Origin of the sequence: Microbispora sp. ZYX-F-249 (assembly GCF_039649665.1) — a bacterium.
Lineage (GTDB): Bacteria > Actinomycetota > Actinomycetes > Streptosporangiales > Streptosporangiaceae > Microbispora > Microbispora maris.
Genome location: NZ_JBDJAW010000020.1, coordinates 19,411 through 38,828, shown reverse-complemented (window position 1 = coordinate 38,828; position 19,418 = coordinate 19,411). Strand labels below are relative to the sequence as shown.

Genomic DNA, 19,418 nt, shown 5'->3' with positions numbered 1-19,418 from the left:
CGATGTCATTCCCCCGGTCCCGTCTCAGGGCGCTGTCCCTGGCCGCCCTGACCGCCGTGGCGATCGCGGCGCCCGCCGCGGCCGCCCCCGTCCAGGCGGCCGATGCCGGCGCGGTCGCGGGCACCGTCCCTCCGGGGCTGCGCGGCACGCCGCTGTCCGCCCGTCCGCTGACCGGCGCGGCGGCGCTGCCGAGCGCGGCCCGCGACTGGTACGTCACCTACGTCTCCGAGGGCGCCTCGGGTGAGCGCGTCACCGTGTCGGGTGTGGTGTCCGTGCCGGCGACGCCGCCGCCGCCCGGCGGCTGGCCGGTGATCAGCTGGGCGCACGGCACCACGGGCACGGCGGACGTCTGCGCCCCCTCGGCCGACACCGCCGACGGGCCCGCCCACGGCTACCTGGCCTCGGTGAACCCCACACTCGATGCCTGGGTGGCACACGGCTTCGCCGTCGTGCGCACCGACTACGAGGGCCTCGGCACCCCGGGCGGGCATCCGTACATGAACGGGCGGAGCGCGGCGGCCAGCGTGATCGACATGGTGCGCGCGGCCCGCCGCGTGGACCCGCGCATCGGCCGCGACTGGTTCGCCGCCGGGCACAGCCAGGGCGGGCACGCCGCGCTGTTCACGGCCGCCGCCACCGGTGAGCGCGGCGACGTGCGGCTGCGCGGCGCGATCGCCGTCGCCCCCGGCGGCTGGGGCTACTCCCAGACCGTGGCCTACCTGAGGGCCATGCCGGGCGCGAAGGACGCGCTGGCCTTCCTGCCCACGATCCTGCTCGGCGCGGCGGCGGCCGACCCCGCGATCAGGCCGGAGGAGCTGGTCACCGACGAGGTGCGGCCGCTGCTCGACGCGGCGCGCACGGGGTGCATGGACCAGGTGCGGGCGGTCGCGGCGGACACGAACGTGAGCAGCGTGTTCCGGCCCGGCGCCGACACCGGGACCCTGACCGGTTACCTGCGGGCGCAGGAGCCGGCCGGGCTGAAGGTCCGGGTGCCCACCCTGGTCGCCCAGGGCACGGCCGACGTCCTGGTGCCGAAGCAGACGACCGACCTCATGGTCGCCGACCTGTGCGCGGGCGCGGCGAAGGTCACCTACCGGACCTACGCCGGCGCCGACCACCGGGCCTCGGTCGCGGCCTCGTTCGACGACGCGCTGGCGTTCGCGCGGACGATCCTCGCCGGGGGAACGCCCGCGCCCACCTGCTGACAGGAATGGCAAGGGCCCGGACGCGGCGCGTCCGGGCCCTTCCTCCCGCCGTCAGATGAGGTTGTCCTCGACGGCCAGGCCGAACTCGCCCTTGCCGTACATCGCGAGGGCCCGCTCGACGTCGTTGGCCACGTGGACGCTGCCCGCGTGGGCGTCACGCCAGGCCCGCTCGATCGGGTTGCCCCGGCTGAGCGAGTTGCCCCCGGCGGTCTTGAACAGGATGTCGATCGCCTCCAGCGCCCGTTCGGTGGCGCGCACCTGGTCCCGGCGCACCCGCAGCCGCAGCTCGGCCGGGATCGTCTCGCCCCGCACCGCGTGCTCGTACACCTCCCGCACGTTGCGGTCGGTCTGCAGGATCGCCGCGTCGATCTCCGACGCCGCCCTGGCGACCGCGACCTGCGCGAACTGGTCCTCGGCGAACCGGCCGCCGCCCAGGCTGAGCCGTACGCGGTCGCGCATGGCGGTCACGTACGACCGGTAGCACCCGGCCGCCATCCCGATGACCGGGGCGGTGATCGTGGTGGTGAACACGGTGCCGAACGGGATGCGGTAGAGCGGGCCGGGGTTCACCTTCTGGCCCGGGCCGCGCAGCTGCGCCATCTCGTAGTTGCGCATCACGCGGTGCGCGGGCACGAACGCGTCCTCGACGACGATGTCGTTGCTGCCCGTGCCGCGCAGCCCGATGACGTCCCACACGTCCGCGATCAGATAGTCGGAGCGGGGCACCAGCACGGTCATGAAGTCCACCGGCTTGCCCTGGTCCCCGAGGACCAGGCCGCCCACCATCGCCCACGAGGCGTGCTCGCAGCCGGAGGAGAACCGCCACCGGCCGGACAGCCGGTAGCCGCCCTCGGCGGGGACGAGCCGTCCGACCGGCGCGTACGACGAGGAGATCAGCGCGTCCTGGTCGCTCCCCCACACCTCGTCCTGGGCGGCCTCGTCGAACAGGGCGAGCTGCCAGGGGTGCACGCCGAGGACGGAGACGGTCCAGCCGGTGGACCCGCACACCGCGGAGATCTCCCTGACCACCTCGTAGAAGCTCACCGGGTCGCTCTCCGCGCCGCCGTACCTCTTGGGCTGCAGCATGCGGAAGACCCCGGCCTGGACGAGCTCCCTGATCGACTCGGCGGGGACCCGGCGGTCCTCGTCGGTGGACCGGGCCCGTTCGGCGATCTTCGGCAGCAGCGTGCGAACCGCGTCCAGGACCTCGTTGCTCATGTGGGGGCTCTCCGTGTCGCGCTCGTCGGTCAGATGCCGTCCATGATGGTGCGTGGAGCCGATGACCGCATGTCAGGGCACTCCCGGCCAATGGGACTCGACGTCCGGCGGGCCGCCGCGGCTCCTACCTTGGCGGACTGAGAGTACGTGCGTCCTGAAGGGTCGGATCAACGTGACTGCAGTAGAAGCCGGGAACGACGACATCCGCAGAATCGAGGCGGAGGCGGTCCCCACCCGGTTCGCCCGGGGCTGGCACTGCCTGGGCCTGTCGGAGAAGTTCAAGGACGGCAGGCCGCACACGGTGAGGGCCTTCGGCCAGAAGCTCGTGGTCTTCCGGAGCGGCGACGGCAGACTCAACGTGCTCGACGCCTACTGCCGGCACATGGGCGGGGACCTGTCGCAGGGCACGATCAAGGGCGACGAGATCGCCTGCCCGTTCCATGACTGGCGCTGGGGCGGCGACGGCCGCTGCAAGAAGATCCCCTACTCGCGCCGCGTCCCGCTGCGCGCCCGCACCGCCGCCTGGACCACGATGGACCAGGACGGCCTGCTGTTCGTGTGGAACGACCCGGAGGGCAACCCGCCGCCGCCGGAGGTCACGATCCCCCGGATGGAGGGCGCGACCCGCGACGACTGGACCGACTGGGTCTGGACCGAGACCGTCGTGAACACCAACTGCCGCGAGGTCGTGGACAACGTCGTCGACATGGCGCACTTCTTCTACGTCCACTACTCGTTCCCGACGTACTTCAAGAACATCTTCGAGGGCCACGTCGCCACGCAGATCATGAAGGGCACCGGCCGGCAGGACACCCGCCCGCCCGCCAAGGACGGCGAGCCCAAGCTGCTCGGCAACGACTCGGTCGCGTCGTACCACGGGCCGTCGTTCATGATCGACGAGTTGACCTACCACTACGACACCATGGACATCAACTCGGTCCTGATCAACGCCCACTACCCGATCGACGCGAACTCGTTCGTGCTGCACTCGGGGATCATCGTGCAGCGCACCGACAAGCTCCCCGGGCCCGCGGCCGACGAGATGGCCAGGAAGATGAGCACCTTCATCCTCAAGGGCTTCGACCAGGACGTGCAGATCTGGAAGAACAAGGCCCGCATCGACAACCCGCTGCTGTGCGAGGAGGACGGCCCGGTCTACCAGCTGCGCCGCTGGTACGAGCAGTTCTACGTGGACGTCGCCGACGTCAGGCCGGAGATGGTGGAGCGCTTCGAGTTCGAGCTCGACACCACCCGCCCGGTCGAGGCGTGGAAGAGGGAGGTCGAGGAGAACCTCGCCCGCAAGGCGGCGGAAGGCCGGCCGGCATGACGATCCGCCCGGACGACCGGCTGCTCGACGCGCCCATGCAGCCGCTGACCTGCCGCCGGTGCGGCGCCGGGGTCGAGGTGCGCAAGGCGAGCTGGCACCAGACCAGCGTCCAGTGGAACGCCGAGGCGGCCGGGACCTGCCAGGAGCGCCGCACCGCCGGCGCGGGAGTCTTCCCCGGCTGCGCGGCGCTGCGGGAGTCCATCGTCCAGGCCGCGCTCGACGGCGAGATCGCCGTACCGGAGGAATCGTGATCGACAAGGACGTGTACGGCCCCTGGGCCGTCGTCGCGGGCGGCTCCGAGGGAGTGGGCGCCGCGTTCGCCCACCAGCTCGCCGACGCCGGGCTCAACCTCGTGCTCGTCGCCCGCAAGCCCGGGCCGCTGGCCGAGACGGCCGAGCAGGTCAGGGCGAAGGGCGCCGAGGTGCGCACGCTGGAGCTCGACCTGACCGACCCGGGCGCGCTCAAGGCCGTCCGCGCGGTGACCGACGACGTCGAGGTGGGCCTGCTGATCTTCAACGCGGGCGCCAACAGCTACGGCCACGAGTTCGTGACCGGCGACCTCGACCGGGTGCAGGGGGTCATCGACCTCAACATCACCGCCCAGCTCGCGCTCACCCACCACTTCGGCGCGCTGATGCGCGAGCGCCGCCGCGGCGGGATCATCCTGGTCGGCTCGCTCGCCGGGTACATGGGCCAGGCGCAGATCAGCGTCTACTCCGCGGTCAAGGCGTTCAGCCGCGTCTTCGCCGAAGGGCTGTGGCTGGAGCTGGGCGAGCACGGCGTGCACGTGCTCGAACTCGTCCTCGGCGTGACCCGCACCCCGGCGATGGAGCGGGCGGGGCTGCGGATGGACCTGCCCGGGCTCAACGTGGCCGAGCCCGGCGACGTGGCCCGCGAGGGCCTGGAGCACCTCGCCGACGGCCCGGTCCGGATCGCCGGCGGCAACGAGGAGACGGCCCGCAAGCGGAGCGGCTTCCCCCGGGCCGAGATGGTCCGCAGGGCGCACGAGGCGACCAGGCGAATGATCCCCCCGCCCAGCTCCTGAGGCGTGCGGGGGTCAGGCGGCCTCGTCGAGGCGGCGGCGCAGCTCGCCGGGCAGCTCCAGCGCCACCCCGGCCAGCGCCTCCTCCAGTTGCCCGGCCGTGCTGACGCCCACGACCGGCGTGACCGGCGGGGCGCCGCCGGTCAGCCACGCCAGCACCACCTGGTTGCGGCCGACGCCCAGCTCGGCCGCCACCTCGTCGAGGACGGCCAGCCGCCGCGCCGTGCCCGGGTGGTCGTAGGGCTCCGGCAGCGGCCGGTCCTCGCGCACGTATCCGCCGTTCAGCAGCGCCGTGTAGGCCCACAGGTCCACCGTGGGATCGGACGCCACGTAGTCGAGCACCTCGTCGGTCACCCAGCCGAACCGGTGGCCCTGGTCGGCCACCCGCGCGTCCGGCCGCGGCTTGACGTACGAGTGGCGCAGCTGCAGCGCCGTCCAGTCGGCCCATCCGTTCGCCCCGGCGAGCCGGCGGGCGCGCTCCACGCGCCACAGGGCGTGGTTGGAGGCCCCGACGCGGGCGACCGTACCGGACTCGACCAGCTGGGAGAGCGCCTGGGCCGTCTCCTCGAGCGGCACCGACCTGTCCTCCATGTGCAGCCAGTAGAGGTCGACGCGGTCGGTGCCCAGCCGGCGCAGGCTGCCCTCGGCCGCCGCCTTGATCGCGGTCGCCGACAGGCCCTCCCGGTTGGCCGGCCACTCGCCGTCGCCGACCGGCTCCGCCCCCGCCTTCGTGCTGAGGAGAACGCGGTCGCGCATACCGGGCCGCCGTGCCAGCCACTCGCCGACGACCCGCTCGCTGTGCCCGCCGTGGCCGCTCGGATCGGCCCAGAACGCGTAGCAGTCGGCGGTGTCGATCACGGTGCCGCCCGCCGCGACGAACCGGTCCAGCAGATCGAACGAGGCCCGCTCGTCGAGCCGGGTCCCGAAGTGCATGGCGCCCAGCGCGAGTTGCACCTGTGTCATGCCGTCCTCCATGAGCGTTGTGGATCGGGGAACGGCTCCCGAGTGTGGTACCTGGAGCGGACTCAAGGTCAACCCGCGGGGATCGTCAGATTCCCAGCCGGGCGGCGACGCCGTCGAGCACGGACTCCAGGCCCAGCTCGAACTGCCAGTCGTCGTCGTCCTTCCTGACGCCCTCGCGGATGTAGCGCTCGAACGCGGGATAGCGGCCCGACTCCAGCAGCCACTTCATCCGCGACGAGTAGCGGTCGCGCAGGTCGTCCATCTTCTCCGCGCCCTCCTTGCGCATCAGCCGGGCCATCCTGATCCGGGCGGTGGTCGCCCCGCTGACGAACGCGTCGACCGTGTCGAGGACCGTCATCGCCGTGTCGGCGTCGAGGCCGAGGCCGTACAGCGACGCGAGCAGCCGGTCGGCGCGCGCGACGAAGTTCGGGGTCAGCGGCGCGGCCTGCGCGGTGGTCTCCACCAGCCAGGGATGGCGCAGCATGAGGGCGCGCAGCCGCAGGGCGGACCCGTGCAGCACCTCCCGCCAGTCGCGGCCCTCCGCCGGCGGCCCCTCCCCGGCGTAGACCGCGTCCACCATCAGCTCGATCACGTCGTCCTTGCCGCGCACGTAGCGGTACAGGCCCATGGTCGCGACGCCGAGCCGCTCGGCCAGCCGGCGCATCGAGACCGCGTCGAGCCCCTCGGCGTCCGCGATCTCCACGGCCGCCGCGGCGATCTGCGCATGGGTCAGCGCCGCGCGGGGCGGCCGGGCGGGCCGCTCCATCCGCTCCCAGATGGACTCGTGAACGCCATCCCCCGTGTCACCCCCGGTGTCGTCCGCTCTCTTCCCGGCCATCGTCGTGCTCCTCCCGCTTCGATGTGTACATCGTACTTGGACTTGTACACCGTACGCGCTAGCGCGTACGGTGTACTCGTTGCGTACGACGTACACACCTCGTGGAGGAACCATGTCCGGAGACGACCGGCTCAACGTGGCGATGATCATCGGAAGCGTCCGGGACGGGAGGGTGGCGCCCCTCGTCGCCAACTGGTTCGCCGGTCAGGCGGAGCGACGCGACGACGTCGCGCTCGACGTGATCGATCTGGCCGAGACCCGGCTCCCCGACGGGCTGCGCGGGCACTTCGGCGGCGAGAAGCCTGCGGAGGTCACCGGGCTCCGGCCCCGGGTGGAGGCCGCGGACGCCTTCGTCGTGGTGACCCCGGAGTACAACCGCAGCTTCCCCGCGGCGCTCAAGCTGATGATCGACAGCTACCACCGGGAGTGGGCGGCCAAGCCCGTCGGGTTCGTCTGCTACGGCGGCATGTCCAGCGGCCTGCGGGCCGTCGAGCAGCTCAGGCTCGTCTTCGCCGAGCTGCACGCGGTGACGATCCGCGACTCCGTCGCCTTCCGGAGCCCCTGGACGCTGTTCGACCCGGAAGGGAACTGGCCGAAGGACCCCGCGGGCCCCGAGGGCGCCGCCAAGGTCATGCTCGACGAGCTGGTCTGGTTCGGGCGGGCCCTGCGCGAGGCGCGGTCGGCCCGGCCGTACGGAGGCTGAGGTGAGATCCCTGCTCCGCTCCGCTCTGCGACCCCGCCGAGGCGCGGTCGCCCTGATCGGCGTGCTCCAGATCGCGCAGGCGCTCGCCGCCCTCCTGCTGCCCACGATCAACGCCACGCTCATCGACGACGGCGTGCTGCGCGGCGACACCGGGCTGATCGTGCGTCTGGGCGGCCTCATGGCGGCCGGGACGCTCGCACAGGTCCTGTGCTCGGCCGTGGTGGGAGTCCTCGCCGCCGGAACCGCCGCCGCCGTCGGCCGGGACCTGCGCGCGGCCGTCTACGCGAAGGTCCTGTCGTTCTCCTCCCGGGAGGTGGGCCGCTTCGGCGTGCCGTCCCTGATCACCCGCAGCGTCGGCGACGTGCAGCAGGTGCAGACGCTGGTCTTCATGGGCCTGACCGGCCTGGCCGCGACACCGATGATCTTCCTCGGCGGGGTGGTCATGGCGCTGCGGCAGGATCTGCGCCTGTCCACGCTGCTGCTGGTCGCGCTGCCCGCGCTGTCGGCCGTCCTGTGGGCGATCCTGCGCCGGCTCACCCCGCTGTCGCAGGCGACGCAGCGCGGCGTGGACCAGGCCAACAGGCTCGTCCGCGAGCAGATCGCCGGCGTCCGGGTCGTCCGGGCGTTCGCCGCCGAGGAGCGCGAACGCGCCAGGTTCGCCGAGGCCAACGGCACGCTGCTGGACGCGTCCGTACGCGCGGCGCGGCTGGCGGCCGTGATGTACCCCGCCGGAATGCTGATCGGCAACCTCTGCGGCGTGGCGGTCGTGTGGTACGGCGGGCACCTCGTCGACGACGGCGTCACCCAGGTGGGCTCGCTGGTCGCGTTCCTCAACTACCTGGCCGTGATCCTGGGGTCCGCCCTGCTCGCGACCTTCACGGTCCTGGCCGCGCCGCGTGCCCGGGTCTCCGCCCTGCGGGTGCGCGAGGTGCTGGAGACCGGCACGGAGCCGCTCGCGTCACCGGCCCGCGCCGACCGGATCTGGCGGGGCGAGGTGGAGGTCCGCGACGCGCACGTGCGCTATCCGGGCGCCGAGGAACCGGTGCTGCGCGGCGTGAACCTCGTCGTCCGGCCCGGCGAGACCGTCGCGATCGTCGGCTCCACCGGCTCGGGCAAGACCACCCTGCTGAACCTGGTCGCCCGGCTGCTCGGCCCGGCCGGCGGGCAGGTGCTCCTGGACGGGACCGACCTCGCGTCGCTGCCGCCGGAGGAACCGGCCGGCGTCGTCGGGCTGGTGCCGCAGCGGCCGTACCTGTTCTCCGGCACCATCGCCGCCAATCTCAGGTACGGCAGGCCCGAGGCGACGGACGCGGAGCTGTGGCACGCGCTGGAGGTCGCGCAGGCGCGCGACTTCGTCGATTCGCTGCCCGAGGGCCTGGAGACGCCGCTCGGGCAGGGGGGCACCTCGCTGTCCGGCGGCCAGCGCCAGCGCCTGACGGTGGCGCGGGCCCTGGTCGCCCGGCCCCGGGTCCTGCTGCTCGACGACCCGTTCTCCGCGCTCGACCCGGTCACCGAGCGGGCGCTCACCGACGCGCTGGCGCGGCAGACCCGCGACGTCGCCGTCCTCCTGGTCGCCCAGCGGATCTCCTCGGCACGGCACGCCGACCGGGTGGTGGTGCTCGACGAGGGCCGGGTCGCCGGGACCGGCACCCACGAGGAGCTGCTGGCCTCCTGCCCCGCCTACCGCGACATCGTGTCCTCCCAGACAGGCCTGGAGGTGGCCGCATGACAGCCCGGGAACGAGGCGTCGTCCGGCGCCTGCTTTCGGACGCCCGCCCGGAACTCCCGCTCGCCGTGACCGCCCTGGCCTGCGCGGCCGGGGCCGTGACCCTGACCGTGGCGGTCCCCCGGCTGCTCGGCGCGGCCACCGACGTGGTGCTGTCGGCCGTGACCGGGCGCCACGGGGTGGACCTCGCCACGACCGGCCGGATCCTGCTGGCCGCCCTCGCCTGCTACCTGACCGCGTTCGGCCTCTCCTTCGTCCAGCAGCGGACGACCGCGACCGTCGTGCAGCGGCTGGTCTTCCGGCTGCGGGAGCGGACGCAGGCCAAGCTCGCGCGGCTGCCGCTGGCCTACTTCGACGGGAGGCAGCGGGGCGAGGTGCTCTCGCGCGCCGGCAACGACGTCGACAACGTCGGCCAGACGCTGCAGCAGGTGCTCGGCGTGGCGGTCACCGCGCTGCTCACGCTCGTCGGCGTGCTCGTGATGATGGTGTGGACCTCGCCGCTGCTCGCCCTGGTCTCGGTCGTCATGGTGCCGCTTTCCGTCGTGGCCGCCAGGGTGGTCGGCAGGCGGGCGCAGCCGAGATTCGCCGAGCAGTTCGCGGCCACCGGCCGGCTGGGCGCCCACATCGAGGAGACCTACACCGGGCACGCCCTGGTCAAGGTCTTCGGCCGGCGGCGCCAGGCCGTGGGCGAGTTCGGCGAGCGCAACGACGCGGTGTTCCGCGCGGGGTTCCGCGCGCAGCTGCTGTCCAGCCTGATCGGCCCGTCGATGTCGCTCGTCATGAACCTCAACTACGTGCTCGTCGCGGTGATCGGCGGCCTGCGGGTTGCGGCCGGCGCGCTGTCGGTCGGCGACGTGCAGGCGTTCATCCAGTACTGCCTGCAGTTCGGGCAGCCGGTCAACCAGGTCACGTCGATGTCCACGCTCCTGCAGTCGGTGCTCGCCTCGGCCGGGCGGATCTTCGAACTGCTCGACGAGGACGAGGAGGAGCCGGTGCGCGACCCCGTCCACCTTCCGGCCGTGACCAGAGGCCGGGTGGTCTTCGAGAACGTCTCGTTCCGCTACACGCCCGGCCGTCCCCTCATCGAGGACCTGTCCCTGGTCGCGGAGCCGGGGCAGACCGTCGCCATCGTCGGCCCGACCGGCGCGGGCAAAACCACCTTGATCAACCTGCTGATGCGCTTCTACGACGTCACCGGCGGGCGGATCACGGTGGACGGGGTGGACATCGCGCGGGTGCCCCGGCAGGAGCTGCGCGCCAGGATCGGCATGGTACTGCAGGACACCTGGCTGCGGCACGGCACGATCGCCGACAACATCGCGTACGGCGCGGGAGACGTGCCGCGCGAGCGGATCGTCCAGGTGGCCAGGGCCACCGGCGTCGACCACCTCGTGCGCACGCTGCCCGACGGGTACGACACGGTGGTCGACGACGACGGCGATGGGCTCAGCGCGGGCGAGCGGCAACTCGTCACCATCGCCCGCGCGTTCCTCGCCGATCCCCCGATCCTGGTGCTCGACGAGGCCACCAGCGCGCTCGACACCCGCACCGAGGTGCTGGTGCAGCGGGCCATGACCTCGCTGCGGGCCGGGCGCACGGGATTCGTCATCGCCCACCGGCTGTCGACCATCAGGAACGCCGGCCTGATCCTCGTGCTGGACGACGGGCGGATCGTGGAGCAGGGCACGCACGACGAGCTGCTGGCGGCGGGCGGCGCCTACGCCCGGCTCTACCGTGCGCAATCCTCCGGGGCCCAACTCCCCGGGGCCCAATTCCCCGGGGCGCAGCTCTCCGGCACTCGGGCCGGTTCGGCGGCCCCGTCCTGACCGTCCCGGGGCAGCAGTGGACGTGAGCGGCCGGTCCCGCTACAGCACTCCGCCCGCCGCGTCGTGGAAGACCTCCGGCCAGAAGCGGAAATCGTCCGCGCCCGTCGACGGCAGGCAGGCCACGGGGTCGACGGCGGCGAGTGTCGCGACCATGGTGTCGGCGAGTTGGTGGTAGAAGTCGCCGCCCGTGAGGTCGTAGGGATCTCTGAGCCCCTGCTCCATGGCGTACATCCACAGCGTGAACGCCAACGTGGAGACATCGGCGTTGAGCGGCGTCAGCTCCTCGCACGTGTAGGGGGCGTGATAGATCGCACCCGTGCGTCCGTCGAGTAGCGCCTCGAGATCGTAGCCGCCCATCCCGCCGATCACGAACAGGTGATCGGCGCCGGGCGGGGGCGGGGTGCGCCCGATGGCATCGTGCAGGTGAGCGAGGCCGGGGTCCCGTAGGAACTCCTCGCGGTGCTCGAGGACCGTCCGCAGCGGTTCTCCGGCGCCGTCGGCGGAGAACAGCCGGGCGTCCGCGGGCAGCCCGACCTCGCTCAGGAAGCGCCGGGTCGGCTCGTGCGTCAGCGCGGCCGGCAGGTTCTCGGGCGCGACGCGGACAAGGCCCCGCACGCGGAAGACGTTCTCCAGCACCCTCGCGGGCAGATCGAGTCGCAGCCCCCGCCCGGGGGACGCGATCAGCGCCATCGGCTTGATGACGGCCATGATGCGCCACAGGGTCGGCAGCTCGTGCGGCCACCGCTCGGGGCCGCCCGCCGGACCCCAGCCGTCCGGCCCCCACTCCTCCGCGCGGAAGACGGCCACCAGCCGCCGGAGCGCTTCCTTCACCGGCTCGACGCCCGTGTGCCCCGCCAGATCGGCGAAGCGCCCACGGAGCCCTTCGAGCTCGGCCACGGCCGCCACCATCCGGCGCAGCGCCTCCACCGACGGCGCCAACGCGTCCAGGGCGACCAGGTCGGGCCGGTACACCTCCAGCGCGAAGACCCGGCCCGAATCGGGGTCCCGGGCCACCGCCTGTGCCTCCTGCCCCTCACACAGCAGATGCCCGACGATCTCCAACCCGGCGATGAACGGATCGACCGCCCGGACCACGGGCGCCCCCACGGTCCTGAACGTCACCAACCTCTGCCCTCGCGTCGCGATCACCACGACAGCTCATCACAGACACCGTGGCGGAAGGAGGGCGGGGACATCCGGCTGCGCGGGGGGCGGAGCGGTCAGCTGTGCGAGCCGCCGTCCACGCGGACCTCCACCCCGTTGAGGTAGGCGCCGTCCGCCGAGGCGGCGTACGCGATGGTCCCGGCGATGTCCTCCGGGCGGCCCGGTCTCCCCCAGAGGGGATAGGTGCGCGCGTACCAGGAGGTGTCGATGCCGGCGAAGGTCTCCCGGTTGGCGGTCAGCGGCGTGGCGACGCCGCCGGGCGAGATCGGGACGACGCGGATGCGGCGCGGCGCCAGCTCGGCGGCGAGGCTGATCGAGAACGACAGCAGCGCGCCCTTGGACGCCGCGTAGCCGGTCATCCAGGGATGCGCCTTCGTCGCCGCCGTCGAGGTGACGTTCACGATGACCCCGGTGCGGTCCGGGATGTGCGGCAGCACCTCCCGGCAGAACGCGACCGGGGCGAACACGTTGATCGCGAAGATCTGCCGGTAGTCGTCGAGCCGCAGCGACTCCATCGGGGTCACCCGCAGCACGCCGGCGACGTTGGCCAGCACGTCCACCCGGCCGAGGCGGGCGACGGCCTCGGCCGCGGCCGACACCACCGCAGACTCGTCCGCCAGGTCCGCCTGCCAGGGGACGAACCGATCGGTCCCGCCCGCGAGCTTGCCGGTCTCCGCGAGCCCGTCCTCGTCCCGGTCCACGGCGAACACCGTGGCGCCCTCGTTCAGCAGCCGTACGGCGGCCGCCCTGCCGATGCCCGACGCGGCCCCGGTGAGCAGCACGTTCCTACCGTCGAACCGGTTCATCACGCCTCCCTGGCGACTGCGCGGCCGGCGCGGCGGCCGAAGAACGTGCCGTCACCGAGTGACGTGCCGCTGATGTAACCCTCGCCGTGCATGCCGGAGGAGGCGCGGCCCGCCGCGTACAGGCCCGGGATGGGCCGCCCGGACTGGTTCAGCACCTCGCCGTCCACGGTCGTGCGCAGGCCACCGAGCGTGAAGCCGGCGGCTCCGGTCCCCTTGCCCGCGCTGTCGCGGTCGCCCATGCCGAACCCCAGGCGCGGATCGGCGGCGGCGAACGGTCCCTTCAACGGGCGCAGCCACTTCGGGTCCTTGTGGAAGTAGGGGTCCTCACCCCGCTCGGCGTGCCGGTTGTACACCGTGACGGTGTCCTCCAGCGCGCCGGGCGGCATGCCGAGCGACTCCTCCAGCTCGGCGAGGGTCTCGGCCACGAAGACCGGGCGCACGCCCCACAGGTCCCGTGCCGGGATGTCCTCGTAGCCCTCCTCGTCGATGATCGCCCAGTACGGCCCCGGCTGGTGCCGTACGGCGGCGACGCTGAACAGGCCTGGGTAGACGTCCTCGTTGATGAAGCGGCGGCCGAGCCCGTTGACGAGCATGCCGCGCACCAGCATCGCGGGCAGCGCCGTCATCGCGATCTCGACCTCGCCCATGCGGCGGGTGGCCGCCCCGATGGCGGTGGCCATCCGGATGCCGCCGCCGTCGTCCAGGCCGTCGCTGACCTTGCCGTGCCCGATCAGCACCGGGGCGTGGTCGGCGAGCATCTCCTCGTTGTCGACGAACCCGCCGGTGGTCAGCACCACTCCCCTGCGGGCGCGGTAGGTCACCCGCTCGCCGTACCGGCGGGCCACGACCCCGGCGACCCGGCCGTCGGCGCCGAGGACGAGGTTGGTGGCGCGGGTGTCGGTGTGACACGCGGCTCCGGCCGCCCGCGCCGCCTCCACCAGCTTCTCCATGAGCAGCCGCCCGCCCCAGCTCTCGACGGCCGGGCGGTGGCCGCGCGGCACCGGCCGCGCGAGGGTGGTGTACGGCCAGGCGTTCTCCCCCAGCCACATGAGGCCGTCGGTCGTCGGCGGCATCCAGCTCGGCGCGTCGTAGAACGACTCGTTGAACGGCACGCCCCTGGCCCGGAACCACTCGAAGTGCTCGACGCTGCCGTCGCAGTACAGCCGAAGTTTCTCCGCGTCGGCGTGCGGGCCGAGCGCCGCCGCGAGGTAGGCGAACATGTTGTCCGGGTCGTCCTCGAACCCGCAGGCCCGCTGGACGGCCGTGCCGCCGCCGAGGTACAGCTCGCCGCCGGACATCGCGGACGAGCCGCCGGGGCCGCCCGCACGCTCCAGCACGAGCACGTCCGCGCCCGCCGTCGCGGCCTCGTACGCGGCGGCCGCCCCGGCGCAGCCGAAGCCGACGACGAGCACGTCGCACTCGTGGTGGAACGCCGCGACGGACCCGGTCGCCACCGGTTCCACCGAACGCATCGGCCGGCTCACTTCTTGGGAACGAAGGTGGCCAGCGGCTCGGAGCCGGACCAGTCGTGGCCCCAGTAGCTGTCAGCCGTGATCTCCTCGGCCGTGTAGTACGTCTCGTCGACGCGCATGCCCTCGGTGCCGTACTCGATGTCCCAGCCTCCGGGGGCGCGGACGTAGAAGGACACCATCTTGTCGTTGGTGTGCCGGCCGAGGGTGGAGGAGATCGAGAAGCCCGCCTTGCGCACCCGGTCGAGCGCCATGCCCACCGCGTCGAGGCTGTCCACCTCGACCATCAGGTGCACCAGGCCGGGGTCGCCGGCGTACCCGGCGGGGCAGATCGCGAGGCTGTGGTGGCGCTCGTTGACGCCCATGAAGCGCACCCGGCGGTACGGCGGCTTCCCGCCGCCCATCTTGATGGCGCCCCGGGGCAGGAAGCCGAGCACCTCGGTGTAGAAGGAGACCGTCTCGTCCATCGCGGTGGTGGGCACCACGACGTGGCCCATCCCCTGCGCGCCGGTCACGAACCGCTGGCCCAGGCCGGTCACGACCGGGCTGTGGTCGAGCACGGGCCCGAAGAAGACCTCCACGGGCACACCCGCGGGATCGGTGAAGGCGATGACCGCCTCGGCGTCGCGCTCGGCGGACTCCTCGTCGGACAGCACCTTGACCGGTGTCCCGGACGCCTCGACGGCGCGGCCGACGGCGGCGAGCGCGAACTGGTCGCGCACCTCCCAGCCGACCGCGAGCACCCGGTCGGTGTCGCCGGGCAGCACCGCGAGCCGCGCACGGCGCTCGTCCATGCGCAGGTACAGCCCGTCCGGGTCCGGCCCGGACCCCTCGGCGAAGCCGAGTCCGTCGATGAGGAGGTCGCGCCAGCGCCCGATGTCACGCGTCTGGACCTTGAGGTAGCCGAGTCCTCGGATCTGCGTCACTTGTGCTCAATCCAATCTGCCGGTCGGGGGGAACCGATCGCCGATCCCCACCGTGACAGACCCCCGCGTCCGGCCGCCCCGGCCCTCCCGCTCAGTGAGAGTCCCCGCCGTGCCGTCCCGCCCGTACGGCCGGCCATGGCGGCAGGAAGGCCGGCAGGAAGGTGGGTACGTGGAACGCAGGCGGGCCGCCCTGGTGACGGGAGTGAGCCGGGGCATCGGCCGCGCGACGGCGCCGGCGCTCGCGCGGGCCGGGTACGACGTGGCGTTCACCGCCCGCACCGCGAGGAGGGGCCGCCCGCATCGCCGGGCGAGGGCGGCTGGGGCGTGGCCTACTCCGCGTCCAAGGCGGCGTTCGGCCGCCTGGCCGGCGCGGTGAACGCCGAGTGCCGCTCCCCGGGCGGTCCCGCTGATCGGAAGGCGACAGGCCCCCGGCGCCTCGGATGGCTAACCTCTGCCCACTTCGAGCGCGAGTGGAAGGCGGGCGAATGGGCGACGGGCGGCTGGCCGGGCGTACGGCGATCATCACGGGGGCCGGCGACGGGATCGGCAGGGGCGTGGCGCGGCGGTTCGCCGCCGAGGGCGCCCGGGTGCTGGTGGCGGAGATCGACGAGGAGACCGGGGCGCGGACCGCGCGCGAGCTGGCCGGCGAGTTCGGGGCGGACGCCAGGTTCCTCCGCACCGACGTCACCGACCGGGCCCAGGTGGAGGCGATGGTCGAGGCCGCCGCCGAGGCGTGGGGCCGCGTCGACATCCTGGTCAACAACGCCTGGGGCAGTGCCGGCCCGATCGGCCGGGTGGAGAACAAGAGCGACGAACAGCTCGGCCGGGGCTTCGCGATGGGCTATTACGGCCCGTTCTGGGCGATGCGGGCCGCGTTCCCGCACATGAAGCGCCAGGGCTGGGGCCGTGTGGTCAACATGTGCTCGCTCAACGGCGTCAACGCCCATATGGGCACGCTGGAGTACAACTCGGCCAAGGAGGCGCTGCGCACCCTCACCCGTACGGCGGCCCGGGAGTGGGCGCCGACCGGCGTGGTGGTGAACGCGGTCTGCCCGGGCGCCAAGAGCGCCGCCTTCGCCCGCAGGATGGCGGGAAATCCCGAGCTGGAGGCGGCGGCCGGCCGCGCCAACCCGATGGGCCGGATGGGCGACCCCGAGCAGGACATCGCGCCCGTCGTGCTGTTCCTGTGCGGTGAGGACGCGCGCTATCTGACCGGGAACACGCTGTTCGTGGACGGCGGCGCGCACATCAACGGCGTCGTGTGGGCGCCCGACCTCGACGCATCCTGACCCGGCCGGGCCGCTCCGCCCCCGGCGTGCGGGGGCGGAGCGGGCGCGCCCGCGTCAGCGGGCTTCGTGGCGCCGCTGGCAGGTGATGCAGTAGCGGGCCATGGGCCGGATCTTCAGCCGGCCGAACGGGATGGCCGCGGCGCAGTCGGCGCAGTGGCCGTAGCTGCCCTCCTCGATCCGCTCCAGCGCCTTGCGCAGCTCGGCGACCGCCCGCTCGGTGGCGGCGACGTCGGCGAGCAGGGCGAGCCTGGCCGCGCCGTCGTTGCCGCCGTCGACGGCGGCCCGCAGATCGCGCAGCTGCACCTCACGCCACTGGAGCTGCTCCTCCAGGTCCGCGCGCATGGCCTGCATCTGCGGCCTGCTGATGGCGGTGAACTCGTCACTGGTGGTCATCGTCGACGTCCTCTCGTCCGATGGCAGACATGCCGGAAGTGCGGTGCTCGACCGTGGACAGCAGGCAGGCCAGCCCTCTGACGGTCGCGTTGGCGGGATCGGCCGCGGGGCTGACGGTGATCCGCAGCTCCGCGCAGAGCTTGCGGGCCAGCTCCGGGTCGAGGGCGCCGCCGCCCGTGATCAGCAGGCCCTGCTGCCTGACGATTGCCCGCAGGGCGGCGGGAACGCGCGCGATCAGGTCGGCGACCATCGCGACGACGCGTTCCCGCGCGTACGGCGGGCAGCCGGCGCCCTCCGCCGGGCCGCCCACGGCGACCTGTACGGCGCCCGCGTCGGCGATCTCGCCGGCCCGGATGACGACGGCCTCGGCGATCCCCGCCCCGGCGTCGAGCAGGAGCCGGGGCCTCGGGTCGGCGATGTCCACGCCGCAGCCGACCGCCGCGGCCAGCGGCTCCTCGACGATCGTCACCCGGCAGCCGGCGGCGCTGCTGACGGCCGCGAACGCGGCGCGCCGGTCCAGCCGCGAGGCCGCGACGGGCACGCCGAGCAGGACGCGTTCGAGGGGCGGGTGCCGCTCGGTCACGGCGTCCCGCAGCGCGGTGCGGACCAGCCGCGCGCATCCGGGCATGTCGGCGACCATGCCGTGCCGCACCGGCCACCGGCGCGCCCCCGGATCGCCGCACGCCGAAGGCCGCTCCTTGATCGCCGTGCTGCCGGACAGCAGCAGCCGGGTCCGCGCGGTGCCGAGGTCGATGGCGAGGGCCGCTCCCCCGCCTCTCCTCCCGTTGACACCGGTCATGCCGGTCATGACCGTCATGCCGACATCCGGGCCTCGCCGGCGCAGGCCGCGCACTGCTGCACGTGCGGCGCGAGCCGGAGCCGGTCGAGCGGCAGGAACGCCTCGCATCGGGTGCAGGTGCCGTAGAGGCCCCGATCCATCCGCTCCAGCGCCGCCTCGATGGCGGCGACGTCGCGCCGTGCCTGCCGTACGCGCGTGTCGTACGGGTCGCGCACCCGGGCCAGCTCGGCCCGGGCCGCGTGGAGCCGCTCCTCGAGCAGCATGCGCAGTTCGGACAGCTGCGCGGTGTACCGCCGGCATTCCTCGAAGAGGAGGCGCGGCGACCTGATCTCTGCCATAAGCGGCATCACTCCAGGTGAAGGATGATGTCGGCGCGCGAGTGCGCGCCTTCGGCGCACCGGTGGCCGGTACGCGAGACGAGTACGCGGGCGGGCCCGCGGGACGGCGGTCAGGAGGCTCGGCTCAGGACGGCGCGCCGCGACGACCTCCGGGGGGAAACGGCGGCACGGCGGGGTGCGGATGCGCGAAAGCCGGCACCCCTCACCGGTCGCGTCGCCGATCGCCCGACCTGCCGGGCCGGTGTGGCCGGGTACGGGTCAGGCGCGCGACGACGAGGACCGGGATGGTGCCGCGGCGTGCTCCGAGCGAGCTTGTGTCACCCGGCCTGTGGTGGACTGCGCGAGCCGGCGGTGCGGTGCCCGGTCTGCTGCGGGCTGAGGACGATGTCCTCGTGGCTCCGGGCGGGCACCGCTACGGCGACGGGAGCCGCGGCCACGGCGACGCGCGACCGGAACGGGAACGGCAGGTGCTCGGGACCGGCCGGGCCCGCGGGCAGGGTCGCCGACTGCGGCGTCCACGCCCCCGGTGTCCACAGCTCGGCGGCGGCCTGCGGCGTGCGCTGAGCGGGATCCCCGCCGTACCAGGCGGGGGTGGAGGCGACCAGCGCGAGGGCGAGCATGAGCAGGCCCACCACCAACGCGAAGGCGGTGGACCCGCACGTGCCACGTCGTGAGGTCGCCATGAGACCGACCATAACCCACCTTCGCGAAACGGTCATCCGCGTTTTCCGCCGCCCGTTTCTCCCGATCGGTGCCTGCCCGGTTCCCGCCATTCGTTCTGCGTACCCGTTTCTCACGGGGCGGTCCCCTCCCCCACGGGTGCGTTTCCCGTTCCCGCCGGTTCGGCATGCGGCACTCACGCGCGGAACTCGCTACGGTGGCCGCAGGACCGGGCGAAGCGGAAGGGAGGCGACGATCGTGCGACGCAGGCTGACCGCCGCGCTGCTGCTCCTGCTGCACGCGATCGTCCTGACCGCCGGCGGCGTGCCCGCGTCCGCGTCCGCGTGGGAGACGCCGCATCGCGCCGCCGGTCTCCACGTCTCGGGCCCGCACACCCCGGATCGGGTGGCGGTCACGGCGAGCGGCGTTCACCAGATGGCCCTCCGCCGGGCCCCGGCGCGGGACGGCGCACGGCTCACGGACACGCGCATCTGGCCCCCGGCCCACGCGACAGGTCCTGCCCGGAACGACCCGCCCCGCGTCCAGGCGGGCCCGGGCGGCCCCGGCGTGTCCGGCGGGCCGGTCGTGCTGCCCAACCCCGCGGCGCCGCGCGGCGGCACCCGGGTCACCCGGGCCGGGCCGCACCACGACGGCGCGCCCGCCCAGTGCCCGCGCCGGGCCGCCTCGGCCCGCGCTCCTCCCTCCACCGCGTACTGAGACCTTTCC

General features: G+C 73.5%; 21 protein-coding genes. 10 read left to right on the top strand and 11 right to left on the bottom strand.

The genetic code is table 11. The annotated features are described in order from the left end of the window. Window positions 1–2: 2 nt before the first annotated feature. A complete protein-coding gene (locus AAH991_RS23205; RefSeq protein ID WP_346227997.1) occupies window positions 3–1,205 on the top strand; it encodes an alpha/beta hydrolase family protein in 1,203 nt (400 codons plus the stop codon). Between the two features lie 51 nt (window positions 1,206–1,256). Here the strand turns inward: AAH991_RS23205 and hsaA are convergent, their stop codons facing one another. Then, a complete protein-coding gene (gene hsaA / locus AAH991_RS23200) occupies window positions 1,257–2,423 on the bottom strand; it encodes a 3-hydroxy-9,10-secoandrosta-1,3,5(10)-triene-9,17-dione monooxygenase oxygenase subunit (RefSeq protein ID WP_346227996.1) in 1,167 nt (388 codons plus the stop codon). A gap of 172 nt (window positions 2,424–2,595) precedes the next feature. Between hsaA and AAH991_RS23195 the strand changes: the two genes are divergently transcribed. The 3 genes from AAH991_RS23195 to AAH991_RS23185 are packed head-to-tail and all read left to right on the top strand — an operon-like array spanning window position 2,596 to window position 4,795. After that, window positions 2,596–3,750 (top strand): 3-ketosteroid-9-alpha-monooxygenase, oxygenase component, encoded by a 1,155-nt coding sequence (locus AAH991_RS23195; RefSeq protein WP_346227995.1) that lies wholly within the window; start codon window positions 2,596–2,598, stop codon window positions 3,748–3,750. Further along, window positions 3,747–4,001, top strand: a complete 255-nt coding sequence (locus AAH991_RS23190) for a ferredoxin (RefSeq protein ID WP_346227994.1) — start codon at window positions 3,747–3,749, stop codon at window positions 3,999–4,001. The genes AAH991_RS23195 and AAH991_RS23190 overlap by 4 nt, the downstream gene beginning before the upstream one ends. Then, window positions 3,998–4,795: an SDR family NAD(P)-dependent oxidoreductase gene (locus AAH991_RS23185; RefSeq protein ID WP_346227993.1), complete on the top strand. Its 798-nt coding sequence runs from the start codon at window positions 3,998–4,000 to the stop codon at window positions 4,793–4,795. The genes AAH991_RS23190 and AAH991_RS23185 overlap by 4 nt, the downstream gene beginning before the upstream one ends. 12 nt (window positions 4,796–4,807) lie before the next feature. Here the strand turns inward: AAH991_RS23185 and AAH991_RS23180 are convergent, their stop codons facing one another. Both AAH991_RS23180 and AAH991_RS23175 read right to left on the bottom strand, forming a co-directional pair. Beyond that, window positions 4,808–5,755, bottom strand: coding sequence for an aldo/keto reductase (locus AAH991_RS23180; RefSeq protein WP_346227992.1), 948 nt, complete (start codon window positions 5,753–5,755; stop codon window positions 4,808–4,810). 85 nt (window positions 5,756–5,840) lie between these two features. Then, the gene (locus AAH991_RS23175; protein ID WP_346227991.1) at window positions 5,841–6,593 is read right to left on the bottom strand and encodes a TetR/AcrR family transcriptional regulator; all 753 of its coding nucleotides are present in this window, start codon (window positions 6,591–6,593) and stop codon (window positions 5,841–5,843) included. Between the two features lie 112 nt (window positions 6,594–6,705). Here AAH991_RS23175 and AAH991_RS23170 point away from each other — a divergent pair, with 112 nt between their 5' ends. The 3 genes from AAH991_RS23170 to AAH991_RS23160 are packed head-to-tail and all read left to right on the top strand — an operon-like array spanning window position 6,706 to window position 10,848. Further along, the gene (locus AAH991_RS23170) at window positions 6,706–7,296 is read left to right on the top strand and encodes an NADPH-dependent FMN reductase (protein WP_346227990.1); all 591 of its coding nucleotides are present in this window, start codon (window positions 6,706–6,708) and stop codon (window positions 7,294–7,296) included. Between the two features lies 1 nt (window position 7,297). Further along, window positions 7,298–9,025, top strand: coding sequence for an ABC transporter ATP-binding protein (locus AAH991_RS23165; protein ID WP_346227989.1), 1,728 nt, complete (start codon window positions 7,298–7,300; stop codon window positions 9,023–9,025). After that, window positions 9,022–10,848, top strand: a complete 1,827-nt coding sequence (locus AAH991_RS23160; RefSeq protein WP_346227988.1) for an ABC transporter ATP-binding protein — start codon at window positions 9,022–9,024, stop codon at window positions 10,846–10,848. Before AAH991_RS23165 ends, AAH991_RS23160 begins: the two co-directional genes overlap by 4 nt. Window positions 10,849–10,887: 39 nt before the next feature. Here AAH991_RS23160 and AAH991_RS23155 read toward each other — a convergent pair whose 3' ends face one another. The 4 genes from AAH991_RS23155 to AAH991_RS23140 all read right to left on the bottom strand — a co-directional run bounded on the left by AAH991_RS23155 (window position 10,888) and on the right by AAH991_RS23140 (window position 15,213). Continuing rightward, entirely contained in the window at window positions 10,888–11,970 is a 1,083-nt protein-coding gene (locus AAH991_RS23155) for an SUKH-4 family immunity protein (protein WP_346227987.1), read from the bottom strand. Between the two features lie 98 nt (window positions 11,971–12,068). Beyond that, complete coding sequence (locus AAH991_RS23150; protein ID WP_346227986.1) at window positions 12,069–12,818, bottom strand: SDR family NAD(P)-dependent oxidoreductase; 750 nt, start codon at window positions 12,816–12,818, stop codon at window positions 12,069–12,071. Beyond that, window positions 12,818–14,290, bottom strand: a complete 1,473-nt coding sequence (locus AAH991_RS23145) for an FAD-dependent oxidoreductase (protein ID WP_346227985.1) — start codon at window positions 14,288–14,290, stop codon at window positions 12,818–12,820. Before AAH991_RS23145 ends, AAH991_RS23150 begins: the two co-directional genes overlap by 1 nt. A gap of 8 nt (window positions 14,291–14,298) precedes the next feature. Then, window positions 14,299–15,213, bottom strand: a complete 915-nt coding sequence (locus AAH991_RS23140; protein WP_346227984.1) for a VOC family protein — start codon at window positions 15,211–15,213, stop codon at window positions 14,299–14,301. A 52-nt stretch (window positions 15,214–15,265) separates the two neighbouring features. On the opposite strand from AAH991_RS23140, the gene AAH991_RS23135 reads away from it, so the two are divergent. Together AAH991_RS23135 and AAH991_RS23130 are read left to right on the top strand one after the other, a co-directional pair. After that, window positions 15,266–15,589, top strand: coding sequence for an SDR family NAD(P)-dependent oxidoreductase (locus tag AAH991_RS23135; protein ID WP_346227983.1), 324 nt, complete (start codon window positions 15,266–15,268; stop codon window positions 15,587–15,589). A 109-nt stretch (window positions 15,590–15,698) separates the two neighbouring features. Further along, window positions 15,699–16,502 carry an SDR family NAD(P)-dependent oxidoreductase gene (locus tag AAH991_RS23130; RefSeq protein WP_346227982.1) on the top strand — a complete coding sequence of 268 codons (804 nt, stop codon included), beginning with the start codon at window positions 15,699–15,701 and terminating at the stop codon, window positions 16,500–16,502. 54 nt (window positions 16,503–16,556) lie between these two features. On the opposite strand, the gene AAH991_RS23125 is transcribed toward AAH991_RS23130, so the two are convergent. The 4 genes from AAH991_RS23125 to AAH991_RS23110 all read right to left on the bottom strand — a co-directional run bounded on the left by AAH991_RS23125 (window position 16,557) and on the right by AAH991_RS23110 (window position 18,715). Next, window positions 16,557–16,895 (bottom strand): TraR/DksA family transcriptional regulator, encoded by a 339-nt coding sequence (locus AAH991_RS23125; protein ID WP_346227981.1) that lies wholly within the window; start codon window positions 16,893–16,895, stop codon window positions 16,557–16,559. Further along, on the bottom strand, window positions 16,882–17,712 hold the full coding sequence (locus AAH991_RS23120; RefSeq protein WP_346227980.1) for a rod shape-determining protein: 831 nt from the start codon (window positions 17,710–17,712) through the stop codon (window positions 16,882–16,884). The genes AAH991_RS23125 and AAH991_RS23120 overlap by 14 nt, the downstream gene beginning before the upstream one ends. Beyond that, window positions 17,709–18,032, bottom strand: a complete 324-nt coding sequence (locus tag AAH991_RS23115; RefSeq protein WP_346227979.1) for a TraR/DksA family transcriptional regulator — start codon at window positions 18,030–18,032, stop codon at window positions 17,709–17,711. The genes AAH991_RS23120 and AAH991_RS23115 overlap by 4 nt, the downstream gene beginning before the upstream one ends. Window positions 18,033–18,349: 317 nt before the next feature. Then, a complete protein-coding gene (locus tag AAH991_RS23110; protein WP_346227978.1) occupies window positions 18,350–18,715 on the bottom strand; it encodes a hypothetical protein in 366 nt (121 codons plus the stop codon). Between the two features lie 235 nt (window positions 18,716–18,950). On the opposite strand from AAH991_RS23110, the gene AAH991_RS23105 reads away from it, so the two are divergent. Then, complete coding sequence (locus AAH991_RS23105; protein ID WP_346227977.1) at window positions 18,951–19,409, top strand: hypothetical protein; 459 nt, start codon at window positions 18,951–18,953, stop codon at window positions 19,407–19,409. Window positions 19,410–19,418: the final 9 nt, after the last annotated feature.

Bases quoted from the DNA above. Each gene is read 5' to 3' on its own strand.
- AAH991_RS23110 (WP_346227978.1), bottom strand. From the start codon at position 18,715: ATGGCGACCTCACGACGTGGCACGTGCGGGTCCACCGCCTTCGCGTTG.
- AAH991_RS23205 (WP_346227997.1), top strand. From the start codon at position 3: ATGTCATTCCCCCGGTCCCGTCTCAGGGCGCTGTCCCTGGCCGCCCTG.
- AAH991_RS23160 (WP_346227988.1), top strand. From the start codon at position 9,022: ATGACAGCCCGGGAACGAGGCGTCGTCCGGCGCCTGCTTTCGGACGCC.
- AAH991_RS23120 (WP_346227980.1), bottom strand. From the start codon at position 17,712: ATGACGGTCATGACCGGCATGACCGGTGTCAACGGGAGGAGAGGCGGG.
- AAH991_RS23180 (WP_346227992.1), bottom strand. From the start codon at position 5,755: ATGACACAGGTGCAACTCGCGCTGGGCGCCATGCACTTCGGGACCCGG.
- hsaA (WP_346227996.1), bottom strand. From the start codon at position 2,423: ATGAGCAACGAGGTCCTGGACGCGGTTCGCACGCTGCTGCCGAAGATC.
- AAH991_RS23130 (WP_346227982.1), top strand. From the start codon at position 15,699: ATGGGCGACGGGCGGCTGGCCGGGCGTACGGCGATCATCACGGGGGCC.
- AAH991_RS23175 (WP_346227991.1), bottom strand. From the start codon at position 6,593: ATGGCCGGGAAGAGAGCGGACGACACCGGGGGTGACACGGGGGATGGC.
- AAH991_RS23190 (WP_346227994.1), top strand. From the start codon at position 3,747: ATGACGATCCGCCCGGACGACCGGCTGCTCGACGCGCCCATGCAGCCG.
- AAH991_RS23145 (WP_346227985.1), bottom strand. From the start codon at position 14,290: ATGCGTTCGGTGGAACCGGTGGCGACCGGGTCCGTCGCGGCGTTCCAC.
- AAH991_RS23170 (WP_346227990.1), top strand. From the start codon at position 6,706: ATGTCCGGAGACGACCGGCTCAACGTGGCGATGATCATCGGAAGCGTC.
- AAH991_RS23150 (WP_346227986.1), bottom strand. From the start codon at position 12,818: ATGAACCGGTTCGACGGTAGGAACGTGCTGCTCACCGGGGCCGCGTCG.
- AAH991_RS23125 (WP_346227981.1), bottom strand. From the start codon at position 16,895: ATGACCACCAGTGACGAGTTCACCGCCATCAGCAGGCCGCAGATGCAG.
- AAH991_RS23115 (WP_346227979.1), bottom strand. From the start codon at position 18,032: ATGGCAGAGATCAGGTCGCCGCGCCTCCTCTTCGAGGAATGCCGGCGG.